Origin of the sequence: Alcanivorax sp. MD8A, from assembly GCF_002888555.1 — a bacterium.
Classification (GTDB): Bacteria; Pseudomonadota; Gammaproteobacteria; order Pseudomonadales; family Alcanivoracaceae; genus Alcanivorax.
Genome location: NZ_AQOQ01000002.1, coordinates 20,304 through 37,951, shown reverse-complemented (window position 1 = coordinate 37,951; position 17,648 = coordinate 20,304). Strand labels below are relative to the sequence as shown.

The window sequence follows — 17,648 nt, the reverse complement described above, 5'->3', positions numbered from 1 at the left end:
GACAGAGGCCAGGCACACGCGTCAGGCGCGCAGGGTCTGGCCGCTTTCCAGATCGATAATGGTAGAGGGTTTGCTCGCGCGGTCACAGGCGCCGGACACAATAAAGTCCAGCCGATCCCCAAGCTGGCGCGCCACCTGAAACCGGTTTCGGGTAGACGGACGCCCGGACAGGTTGGCACTGGTAGAAATGATCGGGTGCCCGACCAGCCGACACAACTCCCGTGCCAGCGGGTGATCCGGCACCCGGATCGCCACCTTGCGATGCTTGCCGGTCACCCACGCTGGCACACTGGGCCCCGCCTCTACCAGATAGGTACGGGGCGCCGGCCATTCACGGCCCAGCTGCTCGTGCTGGCGTGCATCCAGTACCACATGGGGCGCCAGCTGCTCCAGATCCGCGCCGATCAGAATCAGCCCCTTGTGCTCCGGGCGCTGCTTGATCGCCAGCAGGCGCATGACCGCCGTCCGGCTGAAGGGGTCACAACCGAGCCCGTAGACGGATTCGGTGGGGTAAGCCACCACACCACCCGACTGGATGATGTGTGCGGCACTGAGAAGATGCTGATACATGCCAGGCCCTGCAGGGAAAAACGCGAACTTACCCTGCCCGCAGGCCTGACTCAAGACGTATGGCTGGCAGAGCGCTTCAGGTAACCACCTGACACCCGCTCCACCCAGCCTTCCAGCTCCAGATCCGACAACTGCCCGGCCAGCTCCTGCATGGGCAGGCCGGTACGCGCCTGCAGCACATCCATGGAATTGAGCCCCGAGGTCAGATGCTGCAGCAAGGCGGGCTGCGCCGCGTCTTCGCGGACACCGCTGGCCTCCACACTGCGCCGGAAATCCCCAAAGGCCCGAAAGATATCGTCCACGGATTCCAGCCAACTGGCCCCATCACGCAACAGTTGGTGGCACCCCTTGCTGAGCGGATTATGAATGCTGCCCGGGATGGCAAAGACCTCACGGCCCTGAGACAAGGCTGTGCGGGCAGTGATCAACGAACCACTGCGCAACGCGGCTTCCACCACGATCGTCCCCAGCGACAACCCACTGATAATACGATTACGCATGGGAAACTGGGACGGTAGCGGTGCCGAGCCCGGTGAGAATTCTGTCACCACGGCCCCGCCACCCTCGACGATCTGACCCGCCAGCATGGCATTGCGGGGCGGGTAAATCCGGTCAGGACCACTGCCCAGCACCGCTACGGTCTTGCCGGTAGCCAGCGCGCCGCGATGGGCTGCGGCATCCACGCCCAGCGCCAGACCGCTAACCACCACAAAACCGGCGCCAGCCAGCTGGCGGGCAAACCGGCGGCTGTTATCGAGCCCATCGGCAGAGGCGTTGCGGGCACCGACGATGGCCAACCCCGGCGCATTGAGGATGCCGACGTCGCCCCGCACGGCCAGCACGCCGGGAGCATCCTGAATATCCGCCAGCAACGACGGGTAGTCCGCATCGCCCAAGGCGACCCAGCGCCAACCCTGCTCTCGCAGGTTCTCGTAATGGGCAGACAGAGTGCCGGTGTTGTCCAGCAAGCGAGCCCGTTCTTTCAGGCCAGCGGGCAACATGGGCAGAAAATCGGAGACCGGTGCGGACCCGATACGGTGTTGTTTCAAGGCGCGGCCCAGGGCCGCTGATGACGGGGAAAACAACGCCTGCAACAGCAGGCGTTTGAATTGTCCGTCCATCGCCCACCTCCTTGTGTGCGTTGACGGTTATCAGGACTGAAAGCAGGCGAGCGCAGACGCCGGTTTACGGTATCAGTAGCTTCCTGCCGGGCTTTCAGCAGCGTCGTTCATATAAATAGGACGAGTGGATTCCATAATCAAGCCGTAGCTGACCTTGTCGAACACCCGGAAGATCACCAGCGACCCGGTCTTCTCGCGGGGCAGCTGAACGTTATCGCCAAGCTGACGGTCACGCACCACTTCGCCGGCACCAAACACGTCCAGCACGTTGCCTTCCTTCAGGCCATCGCGCAGGCCCTTGCTCAACACCACTACGTCGTTACGGGCCACACTGTTGATACGGTCGAAGAAGCGGATGATCTTGGCTTCTACCTTGGTATCCGGTGCAGATGGATACAGCACTGCGCGCACGCGACGATCTTCCGTGGAGAAGATGCGGTCATCGATGCGAATGTCTTCGGTCGAGCTGGTGACCCGCAGGCTCAGCATCTCGCCTTCGTGGTTGGATACGCGGCTCAGGCCTACCTGGCGGGCTTCGTAGCCCAGCACTTCATTGGTGTCAGGGTCCACATACTGCTCACCGGTACGGTAAATGCCGTAGCCCTGATCCAGCTCTTCCCACTGGGTACGGCTGTCACGGGCATAGACCGTATCGCCTTCACCAAACACCACCCGGCGGTCACGCCCACCGACAATGTAGGGGGCTTCCTGGATTTCCTGACGGGTGACCACCAGGCCTTCCTTCAGGTAGGCAGCAATGGCACTGGCGGGAATCGCCGGGATCGCTTCGTCGTTGGCAATCTCACGCACCTTGGGGGTGAGCTTGACCACACCGTTGTCCATGACCTGCTCCTGCACGCCACGCTCAACGCTCAGCCGGGGCTCACCGTTAACGTAGGACAGGCGGATCTCATCGCCGGGGTAGATCAGGTGAGGATTGCTGATCTCCTCGTTGATCTGCCAGATTTCCGGCCACTGCCAGGGTTCTTCGAGAAAACGGCCACTGATGTCCCACAGGGTGTCACCGTTTTTCACGTAATATTTGTTGGGATGCCCCTCTTTCAGGGTGACGGCGGCGGAGGCCAGAGTGGCAACCGATAGCATCAACCCGACAGTGAAGGCGCGCTGGACCGATTTCATCATCATCGGATTCCTTTTATCATTATTGGACTCATCCCCAAGAGCTGCCGTGCGTCCTTGAGGCAGGCACGGTTTCTTTTGGATATTAGCAATGCGATCATATATTTAGCAACCAAATTTCGAGTGCTACCGCAACTGCCGAGAACGTACATGGCCAAACTGGAAATACTGGAATTCCCTGACCCCCGGCTACGAACCGTAGCAAAGCCGGTGGAAAAGGTGGATGACGAGCTTCGCAAACTGATCGACGACATGTTCGAAACCATGTACGACGCCCCCGGGATTGGCCTGGCCGCCACCCAGGTGAACGTACACAAGCGTGTCATCGTCATGGACCTGTCCGAAGACAAGTCCGAGCCGCGGGTGTTCATCAACCCGGAAATCACCCCGCTCACCGACGATCTTGCCCCCTACGAGGAAGGCTGCCTGTCGGTCCCCGGCTTCTATGAGAAGGTCAAGCGCCCGGCACGGGTGAAGATCAAGGCGCTGGACCGGGACGGTAATGTTTTCGAGGAAGAGGCCGACGAGCTACTGGCCACCTGTATCCAGCATGAAATTGATCACCTGGAAGGCAAGCTGTTCGTGGACTATGTCTCACGCCTGAAGCGCGACCGGATCAAGAAGAAGCTGGAGAAAGTGCACCGGCTGCAGGGGTGAAAGGCAGCTGACAGCTTCGAGCGACCAGCTGCGAGGCGCGATCGCACTCCTTCATTGATTCACCTCAGTGCCCGCGCCCAACCCGCAAACGCGGCTGATTCGCTTCAGCCTGCACACATCATCAATCGCGTAGAGGCTCGCAGCTCATAGCTCGTAGCTCACCGCTCTAAAGAGGCCGCTCATTGAAACCCCTACGTCTCGCCTTCGCCGGCACCCCGGATTTCGCCGCCGCCAGCCTGCAGGCCTTACTCGACAGCCAGCATGAAGTGGTAGCCGTACTCACCCAGCCGGACCGCGCTGCCGGTCGCGGCAAGAAGGTCCAGATGAGCCCGGTCAAACAGCTGGCCCAGGCCCATCACATTGACGTGCTGCAGCCGGAAAACCTCAAGGGCGAGGCCATTCGCCAGCAGCTGCGCGACCTGAATCTGGATGCCCTGGTGGTGGTCGCCTACGGCCTGATCATTCCCCAGGCCGTGCTCGACATCCCACGGCTTGGCTGCCTGAACGTGCACGGCTCCCTGCTGCCCCGCTGGCGTGGGGCAGCGCCAATCCAGCGCGCCATCAGCGTGGGCGACACCGAAACCGGCAACACCATCATGCAGATGGAAGCCGGGCTTGATACCGGCCCCATGCTGCTCAGCGAAGCGCTACCCATCGGTGACAGCGAGACCGGCGGCGAGCTGCACGACCGGCTGGCTGCCCAGGGCGCTCGCCTGCTGGTCACCGTACTGAATGATCTGGAGCCGTATCTGGCCAACGCCACCGTGCAGCCTGACGACGGTGTCACCTACGCCCACAAACTCAGCAAGGCCGAGGGGCTGCTGGATTTCCGCCTGCCCACCCGCGCCCTGTATAACCGCATTCGTGCCTTCAACCCCTTTCCTGTCGCGTGGGTGCCTTTGAAAGGCCAACCCATGCGCATCTGGAAAGCCAGCGAAAGCCCCCTGCCCGGCAAGGATGACGACGAACCCGGCCATATCCTCAACGTGGATGACAACGGCATTCAGGTGGCCACAGGTGATGGCATCCTGACGCTGGAAGAGCTGCAACTGCCTGGCAAACGGCGCATGGCCGTAGCGGACCTGTTGCGCGGCAACCCCGACCTGTTCCAGGTGGGCGAGCCTCTTGGTGATCCGCTGGATGCAGACCGTGGCGACGCCTGACCCGCGGCTCAGTGCCGTGCGTGTCCTTGACCGGGTGATTCCCGGCAAGGGCGACGGGGAAAGCCTGCGCGAGGTGCTGCGGGACTTCCCCCTGGCTGGCAGCGACGGCGGCCTGATGCGCGACATCAGCTTTGGGGTCTGCCGCCATTTGCGCCCCCTCAACCACTGGCTCAACCAGCAATTATCCAAGCCCCTCAAGGCCAGCGCCCAACCTGTGCGCCTGGCCCTGCTGGCCGGACTGTACGAGCTGTGGTTCACCGAACGCCCGGCCCATGCCATCGTCAATGCGTACCCGGCCCTGTGCCGCAAGCTGAAAGCCCCCTGGGCCGCCGGGCTCAGCAACGCCGTGTTGCGCAAAGCCAGCCAGCTACCTGCTGAGCACGCGCTTGCCGACGCCACCCCGAACATCCGCCTGAGCCTGCCGGACTGGCTGTACAAACGCTGGCGCCAGGACTGGCCGGATCAAGCCGACGCTATCGCCCAGGCCAACCTGCACACGCCGCCCTTTACCTTGCGGGTCAATCGCCAGCAGCAACAGCGCGCCGGCGCCATTGCCGCCCTGGGTGAGGGCGCCCGCCCCGGTGAACTGTCCCCCTGGAGCATTTATGTGACGCCGGCCCGGCCGGTGTTCGATCTGCCCGGCTTTGAGCAAGGCGCCCTGTCGGTACAGGATGAAGCCGCCCAACTGCCCGCAGAATTACTGCAGGCACCGCCCACTGGCCGCATTCTCGATGCCTGCGCGGCCCCCGGCGGCAAGACTGGCCAGCTGCGCGAGAAATTCCCCAACGCCGAGCTGGTCGCGCTGGAGCTGGAAGGCAAACGGCTGCGCCGTATCGAAGAGAATCTGGCCCGCCTCAACGCCACCGCCACCCTGTTGCAGGGCGATGCCAGCCAGCCCGACAGCTGGTGGGACGGCAAGCCGTTCGATGCCATCCTGCTGGACGCTCCCTGTTCCGCCACCGGCATCCTGCGCCGCCAACCGGATGTAAAGTGGCACCGAAAGTCGTCGGACATTCCGGTACTGGCCGATTTACAAGCCCGCATGCTGGATGCACTATGGCCGCTGCTCAAACCCGGCGGCATGCTGGTGTATGCCACCTGCTCGGTACTGCGCGAAGAGAATGATCACCAGATCAGCGCCTTCCTGCAGCGCCAGCCACAAGCCCGGGATGTGACGCCGCGGCCGGAACAGGCCACAATGGTCGACGCGGGATGGCAGTTGTTTCCGCAGCAAGACGGACCGGATGGCTTTTATCTGGCTTGCCTGCGCAAGGGGGCTCAGCAGGATACATGAAGATCATTATTCTCGGTGCCGGTCAGGTGGGGGGCACCCTGGCGGAAAACCTGGCCAACGAGCGCAACGACATCACCGTCATCGACACCGATGCGGAGCGTCTGCGTGAGCTCGGCGACCGACTCGACATCGGCACCGTGCGCGGCATGGGCTGCTACCCTGCGGTATTGAAAGAGGCCGGCGCCGAAGACGCCGACATGCTGATCGCCGTAACCAACTCTGACGAGGTGAACATGATCGCCTGTCAGGTGGCTTACTCCCTGTTCCGCACCCCCTCCAAGATTGCCCGTATCCGCACCGCCCACTACACCAGCCGGTCGGAAAAGCTGTTCAACGAAAACGCCCTGCCCATCGATGTGATCATCAGCCCCGAGCAGGTAGTCACCGATTATATTCGTCGCCTGATTGAGCACCCCGGAGCCCTGCAGGTAGTGAACTTTGCCGGCGGCCGGGTACAGCTGGTGGCGGTGCGCGCCTATTATGGCGGCCCGCTGGTCGGCAACGAGCTGCGCGAACTGCGCAAGCACATGCCCAATGTGGACACCCGCGTGGCGGCCATCTTCCGTCGCGGCCGCCCCATCATTCCGGAAGGCAACACCGTTATCGAAGCCGATGACGAAGTGTTCTTTATTGCAGCCAAGAACGACATCCGCGCCGTCATGAGCGAACTGCGTCGTCTTGAGCACAACTACAAGCGCGTGGTCATCGCTGGCGGCGGCAACATCGGCTACCGTCTGGCCAAGACCATCCAGACTCGCTACAACGTCAAGGTGCTGGAGCGCAGTCCTGATCGCGCCGAGTGGCTCGGGGAAAAACTGCACCAGACCGTGGTGCTGCAAGGCCTCGCCACCGACCGTGACGAACTGCTCAAGGCCAACATCGAAAACACCGATGTGTTCTGCGCCCTGACCAACGACGACGAGGCCAACATCATGGCTTCGTTGCTGGCCAAGCGGCTGGGCGCACGTAAAGTCATGACACTGATTTCCAACCCGGCCTATGTGGATCTGGTGCAAGGGCACGACATCGATATCGCCATTTCGCCTCAACAGTCCACCATCGGCAGCCTGCTCAGCCACGTACGCCGCGGCGACGTGGTGAACGTCTACTCCCTGCGTCGCGGCGCCGCCGAAGCGATTGAAGCCATTGCCCACGGCGACGCCAAATCGTCCAAAGTGGTGGGCCGCGCCATTGAAGATATCGACCTGCCCGAAGGCACCACCATCGGCGCCATCGTGCGCGGAGAAAAAGTACTGATTGCCCATGATGACGTGATGATCGAACCTGACGATCACGTCATCCTGTTCCTGATCGACAAACGCCGCACCCGGGACGTAGAAAAACTGTTCCAGGTGGGCTTTACGTTCTTTTAGGAGATTCTGTGGTGGCTGGAGTGGCGGCAATGTTGGCAGTTTCGTTTGACCGGTCGGACGTCGGGCGTCGGACGTCGGACGCTTTTAACCTCGCATCACGTTTCAGTGTTTGCGCGTCAGATATCACACGTCCGACGTCCGACCAGGCCTCCTAACCATGCACTTCGCGTTGATCTCAAAGATCCTTGGCCTGCTACTGGTGGTATTCAGCTTTACCATGATGCCCCCCGTGGCCGTGTCATACTGGTATCAGGAAGGCAGCGAAGGGCCATTTCTGATTTCCTTTGTGATCACGCTACTGCTCGGGCTCGGGTTGTGGCTGCCGTTCTTCCGCAACAAGGCGGAATTGCAAACCCGTGACGGCTTTCTGGTCGTCACCCTGTTCTGGTCGGTGCTTGGGGTGATCGGGGCACTGCCGCTGATCATCAGCGATGATGTGCCCGTAGGTTTTACCGATGCGGTGTTTGAGTCGGTCTCCGGGCTTACCACCACCGGCGCCACCATTCTTTCCGGCATCGACTTTTTACCCAAATCAATTCTGTTCTACCGCCAGCAGCTGCAATGGCTCGGCGGCATGGGCGTGGTGGTCTTGGCAGTGGCGATTCTGCCCATGCTCGGCATCGGGGGCATGCAGCTGTACAAGGCCGAAATCCCCGGCCCCATGAAAGATGCCAAACTGACCCCCCGTATCGCGGAAACCGCCAAGGCCCTGTGGTTCCTTTACCTCTTTATTACCGTGGCCTGCGCGACGCTTTACTGGGCCTTCGGCATGAGTGTTTTCGACGCCATATGCCACAGCTTCAGCACTGTTGCCACGGGCGGGTTTTCCACTCATGACGCTTCCATGGCGTACTGGGACAACCCATTGATTGACTGGACCGCCACGATTTTCATTCTGATCGGCGGCCTGAACTTTGCGCTGCACTTTGCAGTATGGCGAGGCCGCTCCCTGTTCGCCTATCTTCGCGATCCGGAATTCCGCTTTTTTATCGGCCTGTTCATGATGTACACCGCCATCATTACTGCAGGGCTATTGTTCTTCCACTACGACTTCCACTTTTTTGATGCCCTGCGCCACTCGGCATTTCAGGTGGCCTCATTCAGCACCGGCACGGGTTTAACCAGCACCAACGCCGCCGCCTTCCCCGGCTTTATTCCTTATCTGCTGGTATTCACCAGCTTTATTGGTGGCTGTGCAGGCTCCACCGGCGGCGGCATGAAAGCCGTCCGTGCGGCACTGGTCTTTCATCACAGTGTTCGGGAATTGCGCCGCCTGATTTATCCCAATGGCATTTTCGCCCTGCGCTTTGGCCGTCAATCCGTTCCAGATCGTGTACTGCAAGCGGTATGGGGGTTTGTGGGCGTGTACATCACCATCTCGGTAATCTTTACCCTGCTGTTCACCATGACCGGCATGGACCTGACCACCGCGGTCAGCGCCGTGGCGGCCAGCCTCAACAACCTGGGCGTCGGCATCGGCCAGGTTGGCGGTGGCTTCATCAACATTACCGATAGTGCCAAATGGATGATGACCATCCTGATGATTGCCGGACGCCTGGAAATTTTCACCCTGCTGGTTCTCTTCACCCCCATGTTCTGGCGCCAATAAACGTCTTTTGCTCGCGTCAACGCAAATATGTGCCTGCGCGGACCGACTCACTTCACCTGATAACAAGGAAAAATCATGCCCTGGCTTTCGCAACTGCTTATGCAGCTGCCAGCATTTTTGATGGCATTAAGCGGGTTTGTACTCGCCGGCGTTTTCTTTCAACGGGCGCGTACCTCCGCCATTCTTGTCACCCTCGCCAGTGTGCTGACGTTGCTGCAAAGTGCCTTTTCCATCTTTACTCATAGGGTATTGCTGGAACGCATGATTGATGGCCAGCTAAGCAATGATATTTACAGTCTGATTGCCGCGGGCAGCTACACTTTTTTCTATATCGCGATCAGTGCCCTGCTACTGGCCGCGGCATTTACCGGTCGCCGACCAGAACCTTCGCCCATGGATCACGAGGTGGCGATTCGTGCGCCTCTCAACGAGGCAGGCGCAACCCTGGCGCATCGTGGCGCACTGGTGCTCATCCTTGGCCTGCTGGGACTGCTGATGTTTGCCCCGCTCGGCATCGCTGCCTGGATCATCGGCAGCAAGGATCTTGCCGCCATTCGCGATGGCCGCATGGACAAAAGCGGTGAGGGCATGACCCTGGCAGGCAAGGTGCTCGGCATCATTGCCACTGTCCTGATGCTGATTGGGGTACTGGTCCTGCTCGCCGTGATGGCTATCCTGGCAAGCGAATACAGCGGTTACTGAACGGCTAGCCGCGAGTTCGCCCCATCCGTGCCAGCGACTTTCGCAGCCCGCCCCTCAACAAAAAGCCCCGGCATTGCCGGGGCTTTTTGTTTCGCGGTTAGTGATTCATTGTTTTTCAGGCAATGTTGTTCACCCGCTTCGCCTCACGGAACAGCTGGTCCATTTCACCCTCGTAGTAGGCTTCCACTCGTGGGTTCATGACTTTCTTCCACAGCGGCGGGAACAGAGCCAGAACGTACATGGCGGCATAGCCACCCGGCAGTTGCGGGCTTTCTTCGTAGTGACGCAGAACCTGGTAACGACGCTTGGCGTAAGCGTGGTGGTCACTGTGTCGCTGCAGCTGGAACAGGGCAATATTGGTCAGCAGGTAGTTGGAGTTCCAGCTGTGCGCCGGGGTTACTCGCTCGAAACGCCCTTTGTCGTTCACACGACGGTGCAGACCGTAATGCTCGATGTAGTTGATGATCTCCAGCGCCAGGGCGGCGAAGAAGCTCTGCCCCAGGAAGAACACCACACCCTGCCAGCCCCACAGGGCACCAAAGGCCACCGCGAACAGGGCAGAAATGCTGTACCACCAGATCAGCTCGTTGGACAGGCTGATGTTTTTCTTGCCCTTGCGCTCCAGGTACTGCTTTTCCAGTCTCCAGGCGTTGATGAAGTTACGCACGAACGCCTTCGGTAAAAAGTCATACAGGCCCTGGTTGTACTGGCTGGACGAGGCATCATCCGGCGTCGACACGTGCACGTGGTGCCCACGCACATGCTCGACCTTGAAACCGGCATACGTCACCGATGACAGCAGCAGGCCACCCATCCAGTTTTCAATTTTCGGATCCTTGTGGATCAGTTCGTGGCCCAGGTTAATGGCAATGATCCCACCCACGGTACCGATGGAGACGATCCAGCCGATCTTGCCAAGCAGACCGTAATCGTTGGTCATAAAGATATGGCCGGCATAGAACAGCACCGCGATCCATACAAAGCCCATCAAAATGGTGAACACCCGGTAGATCACTTCCTCGGTCAGGGAAGGCACCTGCACTTCTTCATCCGGATTGGAGGGGTCCTTGCCGATGATGTAATCGGCCACCGGGATAATCCCGAAGATGACGAAGTACATAAACCAGGCCCAGTAATCCTGGGTCCCGCTCTCTACACCGATGTACGCGGAAAACGGCACCAGCGGCACCATGGTTCCCCAGAACACCACGTAGCTCCATTTTTTTATTGTCAGCATCCGGTCCGGATTCACATTCTCGAACATGGCCTTGTCCTCGCTAGTTCAAGCCAACAGTAACAGTCATCGATGACAACATTATGCCTCATTTCCTGAATTGTCAAACAACTCAATTCATGACATAGTCACCCTCATGCCGGATAATGCCGCCATCAACGGAAAGGACCCGTCATGTCACTGAAAGCCGTCAGCCTGAGCGAACAGATCGCCTCCCATCTTGCCGAGCGCATTATCAAGGGGGAGCTGCCCCCGGGGGCCCGCCTGCCGGAAAATGAGCTGGCCAAAGAGCTTGATGTGAGTACTAACTCACTTCGGGAGTCTTTCAGGCTGCTGGAAAAGCAGCATCTGATTGAGCTGCAACCGCGCAAGGGCGCGCGGGTGTGTGAGGTGACCGATGACCAGGTGAAAGACCTGTACGAATTCCTGTTCCTGCTGCTGTCGCAGCTGGCAGAACGGGCCGCCGTCGTCTGGCAGCCGGGGCAAATTGAGGATTTGATGAACATGCTGCCCCAGCTGGAGCAGCATTTTATGAACGATGACCTGCCCGGCGCACACCAGCTGGCCTTCCGCTTTGTGGAAATCGCCACCGTCCGCTTTGCCGGCAACCGCTACCTGCAAACCGACATTCAGGACCTGATTCCCCTGCTGAAGCGTTATTCCTACATGGCACTGCAGGAAGACACCTCGGAATTCGATGTCTCCCTGAAAATTTTCAAACGCCTCCTGGTCAACATCGTGGGACGACGCCAGAAAGACGCCGGTGCAGATATCCGCGAATACGGGGAAAATCAGTGCCAGATCGTCCTGCGCGCCATCGCCAAGCGCAACGCCGCATAAAGGACAGTTAACCGTTAATAGTGAGGAGCAGAGCGCCCAACGCCCCTCCGTAGGAGCGTCGGTTATTCGCTACGCTCACCCTTCGGGCCGCCCTGCGGGCGTTCCTTCGCTGCGCTCGGTCGCGGCGCGATAGCCACGCTCAAAGCAAGCGAGAGCGCTGCCGGTCCCCTTCGTGGAAGGCGGCGAGCAAAGACCACCCCAGAAATGCCGTACAGGTGGTGAGGTAATCGCGGATCAGGAATTGCAGCAACGCCACATCCAACGCGGCATCGAAAGGCTCAAAGCGGCATTCCACCGCCTCCGGCGCATCCCTTGTCTTGCTGTCATCGCTGACCACAACCTGCAACCTGGCTGCATCGGCATCCCATTCACACAGCAGGTAGCGGGAATCATCGCGCACATTCCGGTCCAACAGGCTTACCGCTTTTTCCAGCGCCGCTTCCACGCCAGCCTTGATGGCGTCCTCGTCATTCCCGGCGCAGTTCAGGGTGTACAGCACGGTCCCTTCTTGCTGAGCCTGCTCATTCCATTGCAGTGTCATGCCTCGTCTCCTGACAACCCGGCCAGGCGCGCCCGCGCCGCGTGGAGTTTCTTGTAGCTGTCGATCAGGCGCAGATGCTTGTCCAGGCCCTCGAGCTGCATGTTGGTCGGAGTCAGCCCCGGGAAACGCACACGGCCTTCCACCGCGCCGACCACCTGGTCCATGGTCTCGTCGCCAAACATGCGCTTCAGGTTATAGAGGTAGTCGTCCAGTTCCAGCTCCTCATCCAGCACAATCTCCAGCACCGCATTCATGGCGCGATAGAACAGCACCCGCGCCACCGTGTTGTCGTTGTACTGCAGGAACATCTCGACCTGTTCGGCCGCCTCTTCCAAACGCCCCAGGGCCAGATACACCAGCAGCTTCAGCTCCAGCACGGTGAGCTGCCCCCAGACGGTGTTCTCATCAAACTCAATGCCGATGAGGGTGATAATGTCGGTGTAATTGTCGATCTGGCTGTCTTCCAGACGCGCCACCAACGCGCCCAGCGCATCGTCGTCCAGGCGATGCAGGTTGAGGATATCCTCACGGTAATCCAGCGCCTTGTTGGTGTTATCCCAGATCAGGTCTTCCACGGGGTACACCTCGGAAAAGTCCGGCACCAGGATCCGGCAGGCCGGGGCGCCCAGCTGGTCATGCACGGCCACGTAGACTTCCTTTTCCTGCTCTTCGAGAATCGCGAACAGTTTCTCCGTTTCCTCCTCGGTGGTGCCGGAGAAATCCCAGTCCTCAAACTCGTAGTCCGCTGCCGCACTGAAGAAGCGCCAGGAAATCACTCCGGTGGAATCGATAAAGTGCTCAACGAAATTATTCGGCTCGGACACTTCCATGCTGTTAAAGGTGGGTGGCGGCACATCATTCAGACCTTCAAAGCTGCGCCCCTGCAGTAACTCGGTAAGGCTGCGCTCCAGCGCCACATGGAAGCTGGGGTGCGCGCCAAAGGACGCAAACACACCGCCGGTGCGCGGGTTCATCAGGGTCACACACATCACCGGAAATTCCCCGCCGAGAGAGGCGTCCTTCACCAGCACCGGAAAACCCTGGGCTTCCAGTGCCTTGATGCCTTCCACAATCTCCGGGTAACGGGCCAGCACCGCGTCAGGCACATCCGGCAACACGATCTCCTGCTCGATGATGTACTTCTTCACTGCCCGCTCAAAAATTTCCGACAGACACTGCACCTGCGCTTCGGCCAGGGTATTGCCGGCACTCATGCCATTGCTCAGAAACAGGTTCTCGATCAGGTTGCTCGGGAAGTACACCGTCTCGCCATCGGACTGACGCACAAACGGCAGCGAACAGATACCGCGATCCACACGGCCGGAATTGGTATCAATCAGGTTGGAGGCGCCCAGCTCCCCGTCCGGGTCGTAAATCCCCCGGGTATGGGCATCCAGGATCTCGGCAGGCAGCGCGTCATTCGGCCCCGGCTTGAACCACTTTTCATTGGGGTAATGCACGAATTCGCTGTTGGCGATTTCTTCCCCGAAGAACTGGTCGTTGTAGAAAAAGTTGCAGCTCAGCCGCTCGATGAATTCCCCCAGCGCGGAACACAGGGCGCTCTCCTTGGTGGCGCCCTTGCCGTTGGTGAAACACATGGGCGAAGCCGCATCACGGATATGCAACGACCAGACATGGGGAACGATATTGCGCCAAGACGACACCTCGATCTTCATCCCCAGCGTTTCGAGGATGCCACTCATGGTGGCGATGGTGTCCTCCAATGGCCGGTCCTTGCCCTCAATCAGCGTCCGGCCCGCCTGCTCCGGGTTCACCGTCAGCAGCGCCTGGGCATCTTCATCCAGGTTCTCTACCGCTTCAATCTGGAAGTCGGGGCCGGTCTGCACCACCTTCTTCACCGTGCACCGGTCAATGGCCCGCAAAATGCCAGTGCGATCCTTGTCGGAGAGGTTCTCGGGCAGCTCCACATGAATCCGGAAGATCTGGTTATAGCGGTCTTCCGGGTCGACAATATTGTTCTGCGACAGGCGGATATTATCCGTGGGGATATCCCGGGCCTTGCAGTACACCTTCACAAAATAGGCGGCACACAGGGCTGACGACGCCAGGAAGTAGTCAAACGGACTGGGGGCTGAGCCATCACCCTTGTAACGGATGGGCTGGTCGGCAATCACCGTGAAGTCGTCGAATTTGGCTTCCAGACGCAGGTTGTCGAGAAAGTTGACCTTGATTTCCATGAGGGTACAGCCGAGGTTGGGAGGTGAGTGGATCCAGGGAGCATTATCCCGGTTTTGACCCTCCCCGTCTTGCACCGCGGGCAACACGGCTTATCGTAGAAAACGGGCGACCGACCACGATCACCCTGGCGCGGAAATCGGCCCCGGCGAAGCGCCCCTGGCACCCGACCCCCGAGCCTGCCCGGAAACACTCATTCCGCAATCTGGCAAACACCTTGCCCTGAGGCGTCAAGCGACGTACAGAAGCCCGCCACATCCGGGTTCTCGAACTCACTGGAAATCAACTCACCCGGAATCAGCCCTTCATCCCAACGGGTGGTCATCAATAGATGGTGACCCGCCTCTTTATCCTCAAAAATCTCCACCACCGCATGGGTCTGGTGAATATAGAGGTCACGAAGATCCTTTCGGCAACGTAGCTCGCTCCTGGAATCTTCACCGCAGTCATAGCCCGCCCCGGAAAAGTACTCCGTTGCCATCTGCAGAAGTTCCGGTGCCTCTAGAGTCTCTTCAGTCGTGATCACCCTGGCATGGTCTCCCGCCACGTTGGTACAACCGGCTAACCCGACCCACATCCCAAAGACCACAATCCGCACAACACAATCCGACTTCATAGATTCGCTCTTCACAACGCCAAAACGTATGACTACCGATACCCTGCCTGCTGATAAAGCCGATCACGATAACGCCCCAACACCCTCTCAGGATCCGGTCTCACCATCATCTCACCATTCACATCGATCACCGGAAGCTGATAACGCCCGGTGGACAGCCCTGCTGCCTGCATACGCGAATGCAAACGCTCAGCAACTTGCCGATCATCAACGATAAAGTAACGGTAATTCACCCCATTACGCTCAAACACCTGCAACGCACGCTGCGTCCAGCCACAGGTATCACGTCCATAAACCGCGATGTAAGAACGCGCCTCCAACGGAGCCACGCTGGTCTTTGGGGCAAACCTGTCCCAAGCCTGGTAGCCGGCGACAAGAAATAGAATGAGGATCAGCAGGTTCTTCAATGTGTGCCTTTAGCGTCAACGTTGGGGGGGGGCAGCGGGAAATTGGTTAATTATAAGCTCAGGGTTTCCTTTTTGATCACGGAGACTCGACCCTGAACCATACCTCTCAACATAACGCCGATGACAGGAGTAATTTCAGGCTGCCCCATAGCTCAAACTGACAACCTGCCAAACGGCACCATCCCATTCCCAGACTTCCGAAAACGCCACTATCGGCCCTTGGGACTGACCCGAAACGGTATACCCTTGGCCTGTTATTGTGGTGCTGTTACCCGTACTCCGAATCCTTAGCGCTGTATCGTGCTTCCGCCCGCCTTGGGGAAACCAACGCCCATTACGTTTGGCTGACGAAATAGCGTCGATCTGGGATTTCTTGGATTGAATACCCCGCTCTGTAGTAATGGTAAAACGGTTTGCCTGGACCCGGGCAAGGTGCTCAACATCACCTGCAAAAAAAGCCGAATACCAGTTTTCTCGTACTTGTGTCAGATCTTCATGATGCATGAACAGGCCGTGTCCCAAAAAGTGGTTACAGATCAGCTGGTTTGGAGCGCAGCGGAAAACCAGTCAGACAACCTGCGATTGTTAGGCATGTGGGACTATCTTAACGAATGGTAAAGTAGGAAACACCCTTAATAATACTTCGCTGTCTTGATGCTTTTTTATATTAACCACAAAGATCCCAGTGTTTGCGCGAATATGAATCCATATTTTAGATTCTTCGCCTAAAGCTGATTTTAACGCCGATTTATGCTGCCCAGCATTTTCGATTATGGCTAAGCCTTGGCCGCTGATAATATTATTCCCTATATCCTTCTGGTCAAAGAAGGTAAACATTTCTAGATTTGCTTCAGAGAAATCACAATTTTCAACCTTGCCTCGGATACGCCCTGACCATGTACCTTTAAACTTACAATTTTCGAAGTTTGCCTCTATGGTACTTACGGACATCTTTCTTCCTGGCCAGATTGAGCAATTAGTAAATGCATTAGTACCGAGTATGTTTGGCGTAGCAGACGAGTTTGAATTAACTCTTATACAGCAGTTATCAAACGTACAATTCTGGAAAACATGAACCGCATTTTTGAACCCGAGGTCGATTTCAACTCCCTCGAAGTGTTCATTGTAATATTTGTGCTGCTCCTGTTCCGGCACATTGTGTTCGAGTTTACGGTACATACTTGTATGCCTAACGCCCGGCGCAGCGGGCCAGTTGTAGCGACGAAGGAGCGGAAACTGGGTCCGCCTGCCGCCGCTTGTTATATCTTAATTGTCAGCATTTCATCCAAAGTCTTCATAAGCATAAACATAGCTTTCGTCATGGGAGATTTGAAACTCTTAGATGAATAATCAGAAAGAGACGTGAAGCTTGAGTCATCAATAACTCGCTTTAGTTGCTCTACATGAGGATCTTTTTCAATTTCTTCTTCTAACGCCTCAAGTTTTTGGTCGATATCAGCCAGAGAGTTCAGCCGTTCGCTCAGCTCATCAGAAGCGTCTATGTATGACCTGATTTGCCGCACGTAGTACTTCCTTTGCTCCTGAAGAAACAAGGACATACTTGCCTTACGCACCAGCAACTCCATTTCTTTCCTTTGCTTCTGAAGCTCATCCAATTGAGATATCTGGGCGCTTTGAGCTTCCTCAAGTCGTTTGATCTCTTCCGATGCCTCCACAACCTTTCTCAGGGATTCAATTTCAATATTCTGTATGTCATTTCTAGAAAGCGGGGGCTTAAAGAATGCTGCCAACCCCATCAAAGATGCCAGCGCACCAATGATTCCGCCAAAAGTCAGGTACTGCTGCTGAGTAATCCAGGCCTCTGACTGCGCGTACCATCCGACTGCAAAGTAAGCAAAGCTGAGCAGTAGAAAAATAGCTATGAATTTCCTCATCCCCACCCCCTATGAGATATAACAGCGTATTCAGTCGAACGAATCGACTTAACTCAATTCGACATATTTATTTTCGCTTTTGCGGTTTTACCCACAAAAACTTGACCACCGACAATCACTTAACCCGTAGTTGAGAACTTCTCCCATCCGACAAAACTCGAATCGTTCGACATAATACCGGGACGACCGTACTGTTCCGTCGATTTACCCCTCGAATAAAAACACTCTATATCAGTCAGTTAGCATTTTCTGTAAGCCATATCTTACACACCATACCCTGCTATCCGTTG

17 protein-coding genes are annotated in these 17,648 nt (G+C 57.8%); 7 read left to right on the top strand and 10 right to left on the bottom strand.

Features of this window, described 5'->3' with window-relative positions:
- Positions 1-21: 21 nt before the first annotated feature.
- The 3 genes from A15D_RS01225 to A15D_RS01215 form a co-directional block, all read right to left on the bottom strand.
- Positions 22-570: an L-threonylcarbamoyladenylate synthase gene (locus A15D_RS01225; RefSeq protein ID WP_022985793.1), complete on the bottom strand. Its 549-nt coding sequence runs from the start codon at positions 568-570 to the stop codon at positions 22-24.
- Between the two features lie 50 nt (positions 571-620).
- A complete protein-coding gene (gene dprA, locus A15D_RS01220) occupies positions 621-1,691 on the bottom strand; it encodes a DNA-processing protein DprA (protein WP_102790454.1) in 1,071 nt (356 codons plus the stop codon).
- A 72-nt stretch (positions 1,692-1,763) separates the two neighbouring features.
- Complete coding sequence (locus A15D_RS01215) at positions 1,764-2,834, bottom strand: LysM peptidoglycan-binding domain-containing protein (RefSeq protein ID WP_233191997.1); 1,071 nt, start codon at positions 2,832-2,834, stop codon at positions 1,764-1,766.
- Positions 2,835-2,981: 147 nt separating this feature from the next.
- On the opposite strand from A15D_RS01215, the gene def reads away from it, so the two are divergent.
- The 6 genes from def to A15D_RS01185 all read left to right on the top strand — a co-directional run bounded on the left by def (position 2,982) and on the right by A15D_RS01185 (position 9,629).
- Complete coding sequence (def, locus tag A15D_RS01210) at positions 2,982-3,488, top strand: peptide deformylase (RefSeq protein ID WP_022985796.1); 507 nt, start codon at positions 2,982-2,984, stop codon at positions 3,486-3,488.
- Between the two features lie 182 nt (positions 3,489-3,670).
- Positions 3,671-4,651: a methionyl-tRNA formyltransferase gene (fmt, locus tag A15D_RS01205; RefSeq protein ID WP_102790452.1), complete on the top strand. Its 981-nt coding sequence runs from the start codon at positions 3,671-3,673 to the stop codon at positions 4,649-4,651.
- Complete coding sequence (gene rsmB, locus A15D_RS01200) at positions 4,629-5,945, top strand: 16S rRNA (cytosine(967)-C(5))-methyltransferase RsmB (protein WP_102790451.1); 1,317 nt, start codon at positions 4,629-4,631, stop codon at positions 5,943-5,945. Before fmt ends, rsmB begins: the two co-directional genes overlap by 23 nt.
- Entirely contained in the window at positions 5,942-7,318 is a 1,377-nt protein-coding gene (gene trkA, locus A15D_RS01195; RefSeq protein ID WP_022985799.1) for a Trk system potassium transporter TrkA, read from the top strand. The genes rsmB and trkA overlap by 4 nt, the downstream gene beginning before the upstream one ends.
- Positions 7,319-7,475: 157 nt before the next feature.
- Positions 7,476-8,927 (top strand): TrkH family potassium uptake protein, encoded by a 1,452-nt coding sequence (locus tag A15D_RS01190; RefSeq protein WP_102790450.1) that lies wholly within the window; start codon positions 7,476-7,478, stop codon positions 8,925-8,927.
- 75 nt (positions 8,928-9,002) lie between these two features.
- A complete protein-coding gene (locus A15D_RS01185) occupies positions 9,003-9,629 on the top strand; it encodes a hypothetical protein (RefSeq protein WP_102790449.1) in 627 nt (208 codons plus the stop codon).
- 115 nt (positions 9,630-9,744) lie between these two features.
- Here the strand turns inward: A15D_RS01185 and A15D_RS01180 are convergent, their stop codons facing one another.
- Complete coding sequence (locus tag A15D_RS01180) at positions 9,745-10,893, bottom strand: alkane 1-monooxygenase (protein WP_022985802.1); 1,149 nt, start codon at positions 10,891-10,893, stop codon at positions 9,745-9,747.
- 144 nt (positions 10,894-11,037) lie between these two features.
- Here A15D_RS01180 and A15D_RS01175 point away from each other — a divergent pair, with 144 nt between their 5' ends.
- The gene (locus A15D_RS01175) at positions 11,038-11,703 is read left to right on the top strand and encodes a GntR family transcriptional regulator (protein WP_102790448.1); all 666 of its coding nucleotides are present in this window, start codon (positions 11,038-11,040) and stop codon (positions 11,701-11,703) included.
- 139 nt (positions 11,704-11,842) lie between these two features.
- Here the strand turns inward: A15D_RS01175 and A15D_RS01170 are convergent, their stop codons facing one another.
- The 6 genes from A15D_RS01170 to A15D_RS01140 all read right to left on the bottom strand — a co-directional run bounded on the left by A15D_RS01170 (position 11,843) and on the right by A15D_RS01140 (position 17,358).
- Positions 11,843-12,244, bottom strand: coding sequence for a hypothetical protein (locus A15D_RS01170; protein WP_102790447.1), 402 nt, complete (start codon positions 12,242-12,244; stop codon positions 11,843-11,845).
- Positions 12,241-14,442 (bottom strand): OsmC domain/YcaO domain-containing protein, encoded by a 2,202-nt coding sequence (locus A15D_RS01165; protein ID WP_102790446.1) that lies wholly within the window; start codon positions 14,440-14,442, stop codon positions 12,241-12,243. The genes A15D_RS01170 and A15D_RS01165 overlap by 4 nt, the downstream gene beginning before the upstream one ends.
- Before the next feature lie 191 nt (positions 14,443-14,633).
- Positions 14,634-15,056 (bottom strand): hypothetical protein, encoded by a 423-nt coding sequence (locus A15D_RS01160; protein WP_102790445.1) that lies wholly within the window; start codon positions 15,054-15,056, stop codon positions 14,634-14,636.
- A gap of 32 nt (positions 15,057-15,088) precedes the next feature.
- On the bottom strand, positions 15,089-15,463 hold the full coding sequence (locus tag A15D_RS01155; RefSeq protein ID WP_022985807.1) for a glutaredoxin family protein: 375 nt from the start codon (positions 15,461-15,463) through the stop codon (positions 15,089-15,091).
- A 585-nt stretch (positions 15,464-16,048) separates the two neighbouring features.
- The gene (locus A15D_RS01145; RefSeq protein WP_102790443.1) at positions 16,049-16,414 is read right to left on the bottom strand and encodes a hypothetical protein; all 366 of its coding nucleotides are present in this window, start codon (positions 16,412-16,414) and stop codon (positions 16,049-16,051) included.
- A 308-nt stretch (positions 16,415-16,722) separates the two neighbouring features.
- Positions 16,723-17,358: a hypothetical protein gene (locus A15D_RS01140; RefSeq protein ID WP_102790442.1), complete on the bottom strand. Its 636-nt coding sequence runs from the start codon at positions 17,356-17,358 to the stop codon at positions 16,723-16,725.
- Positions 17,359-17,648 lie beyond the last annotated feature (290 nt).

Bases quoted from the DNA above. Each gene is read 5' to 3' on its own strand.
- A15D_RS01225 (WP_022985793.1), bottom strand. From the start codon at position 570: ATGTATCAGCATCTTCTCAGTGCCGCACACATCATCCAGTCGGGTGGT.
- dprA (WP_102790454.1), bottom strand. From the start codon at position 1,691: ATGGACGGACAATTCAAACGCCTGCTGTTGCAGGCGTTGTTTTCCCCG.
- A15D_RS01215 (WP_233191997.1), bottom strand. From the start codon at position 2,834: ATGATGAAATCGGTCCAGCGCGCCTTCACTGTCGGGTTGATGCTATCG.
- def (WP_022985796.1), top strand. From the start codon at position 2,982: ATGGCCAAACTGGAAATACTGGAATTCCCTGACCCCCGGCTACGAACC.
- rsmB (WP_102790451.1), top strand. From the start codon at position 4,629: ATGCAGACCGTGGCGACGCCTGACCCGCGGCTCAGTGCCGTGCGTGTC.
- trkA (WP_022985799.1), top strand. From the start codon at position 5,942: ATGAAGATCATTATTCTCGGTGCCGGTCAGGTGGGGGGCACCCTGGCG.
- A15D_RS01190 (WP_102790450.1), top strand. From the start codon at position 7,476: ATGCACTTCGCGTTGATCTCAAAGATCCTTGGCCTGCTACTGGTGGTA.
- A15D_RS01185 (WP_102790449.1), top strand. From the start codon at position 9,003: ATGCCCTGGCTTTCGCAACTGCTTATGCAGCTGCCAGCATTTTTGATG.
- A15D_RS01180 (WP_022985802.1), bottom strand. From the start codon at position 10,893: ATGTTCGAGAATGTGAATCCGGACCGGATGCTGACAATAAAAAAATGG.
- A15D_RS01175 (WP_102790448.1), top strand. From the start codon at position 11,038: ATGTCACTGAAAGCCGTCAGCCTGAGCGAACAGATCGCCTCCCATCTT.
- A15D_RS01170 (WP_102790447.1), bottom strand. From the start codon at position 12,244: ATGACACTGCAATGGAATGAGCAGGCTCAGCAAGAAGGGACCGTGCTG.
- A15D_RS01165 (WP_102790446.1), bottom strand. From the start codon at position 14,442: ATGGAAATCAAGGTCAACTTTCTCGACAACCTGCGTCTGGAAGCCAAA.
- A15D_RS01160 (WP_102790445.1), bottom strand. From the start codon at position 15,056: ATGAAGTCGGATTGTGTTGTGCGGATTGTGGTCTTTGGGATGTGGGTC.
- A15D_RS01145 (WP_102790443.1), bottom strand. From the start codon at position 16,414: ATGTCCGTAAGTACCATAGAGGCAAACTTCGAAAATTGTAAGTTTAAA.
- A15D_RS01140 (WP_102790442.1), bottom strand. From the start codon at position 17,358: ATGAGGAAATTCATAGCTATTTTTCTACTGCTCAGCTTTGCTTACTTT.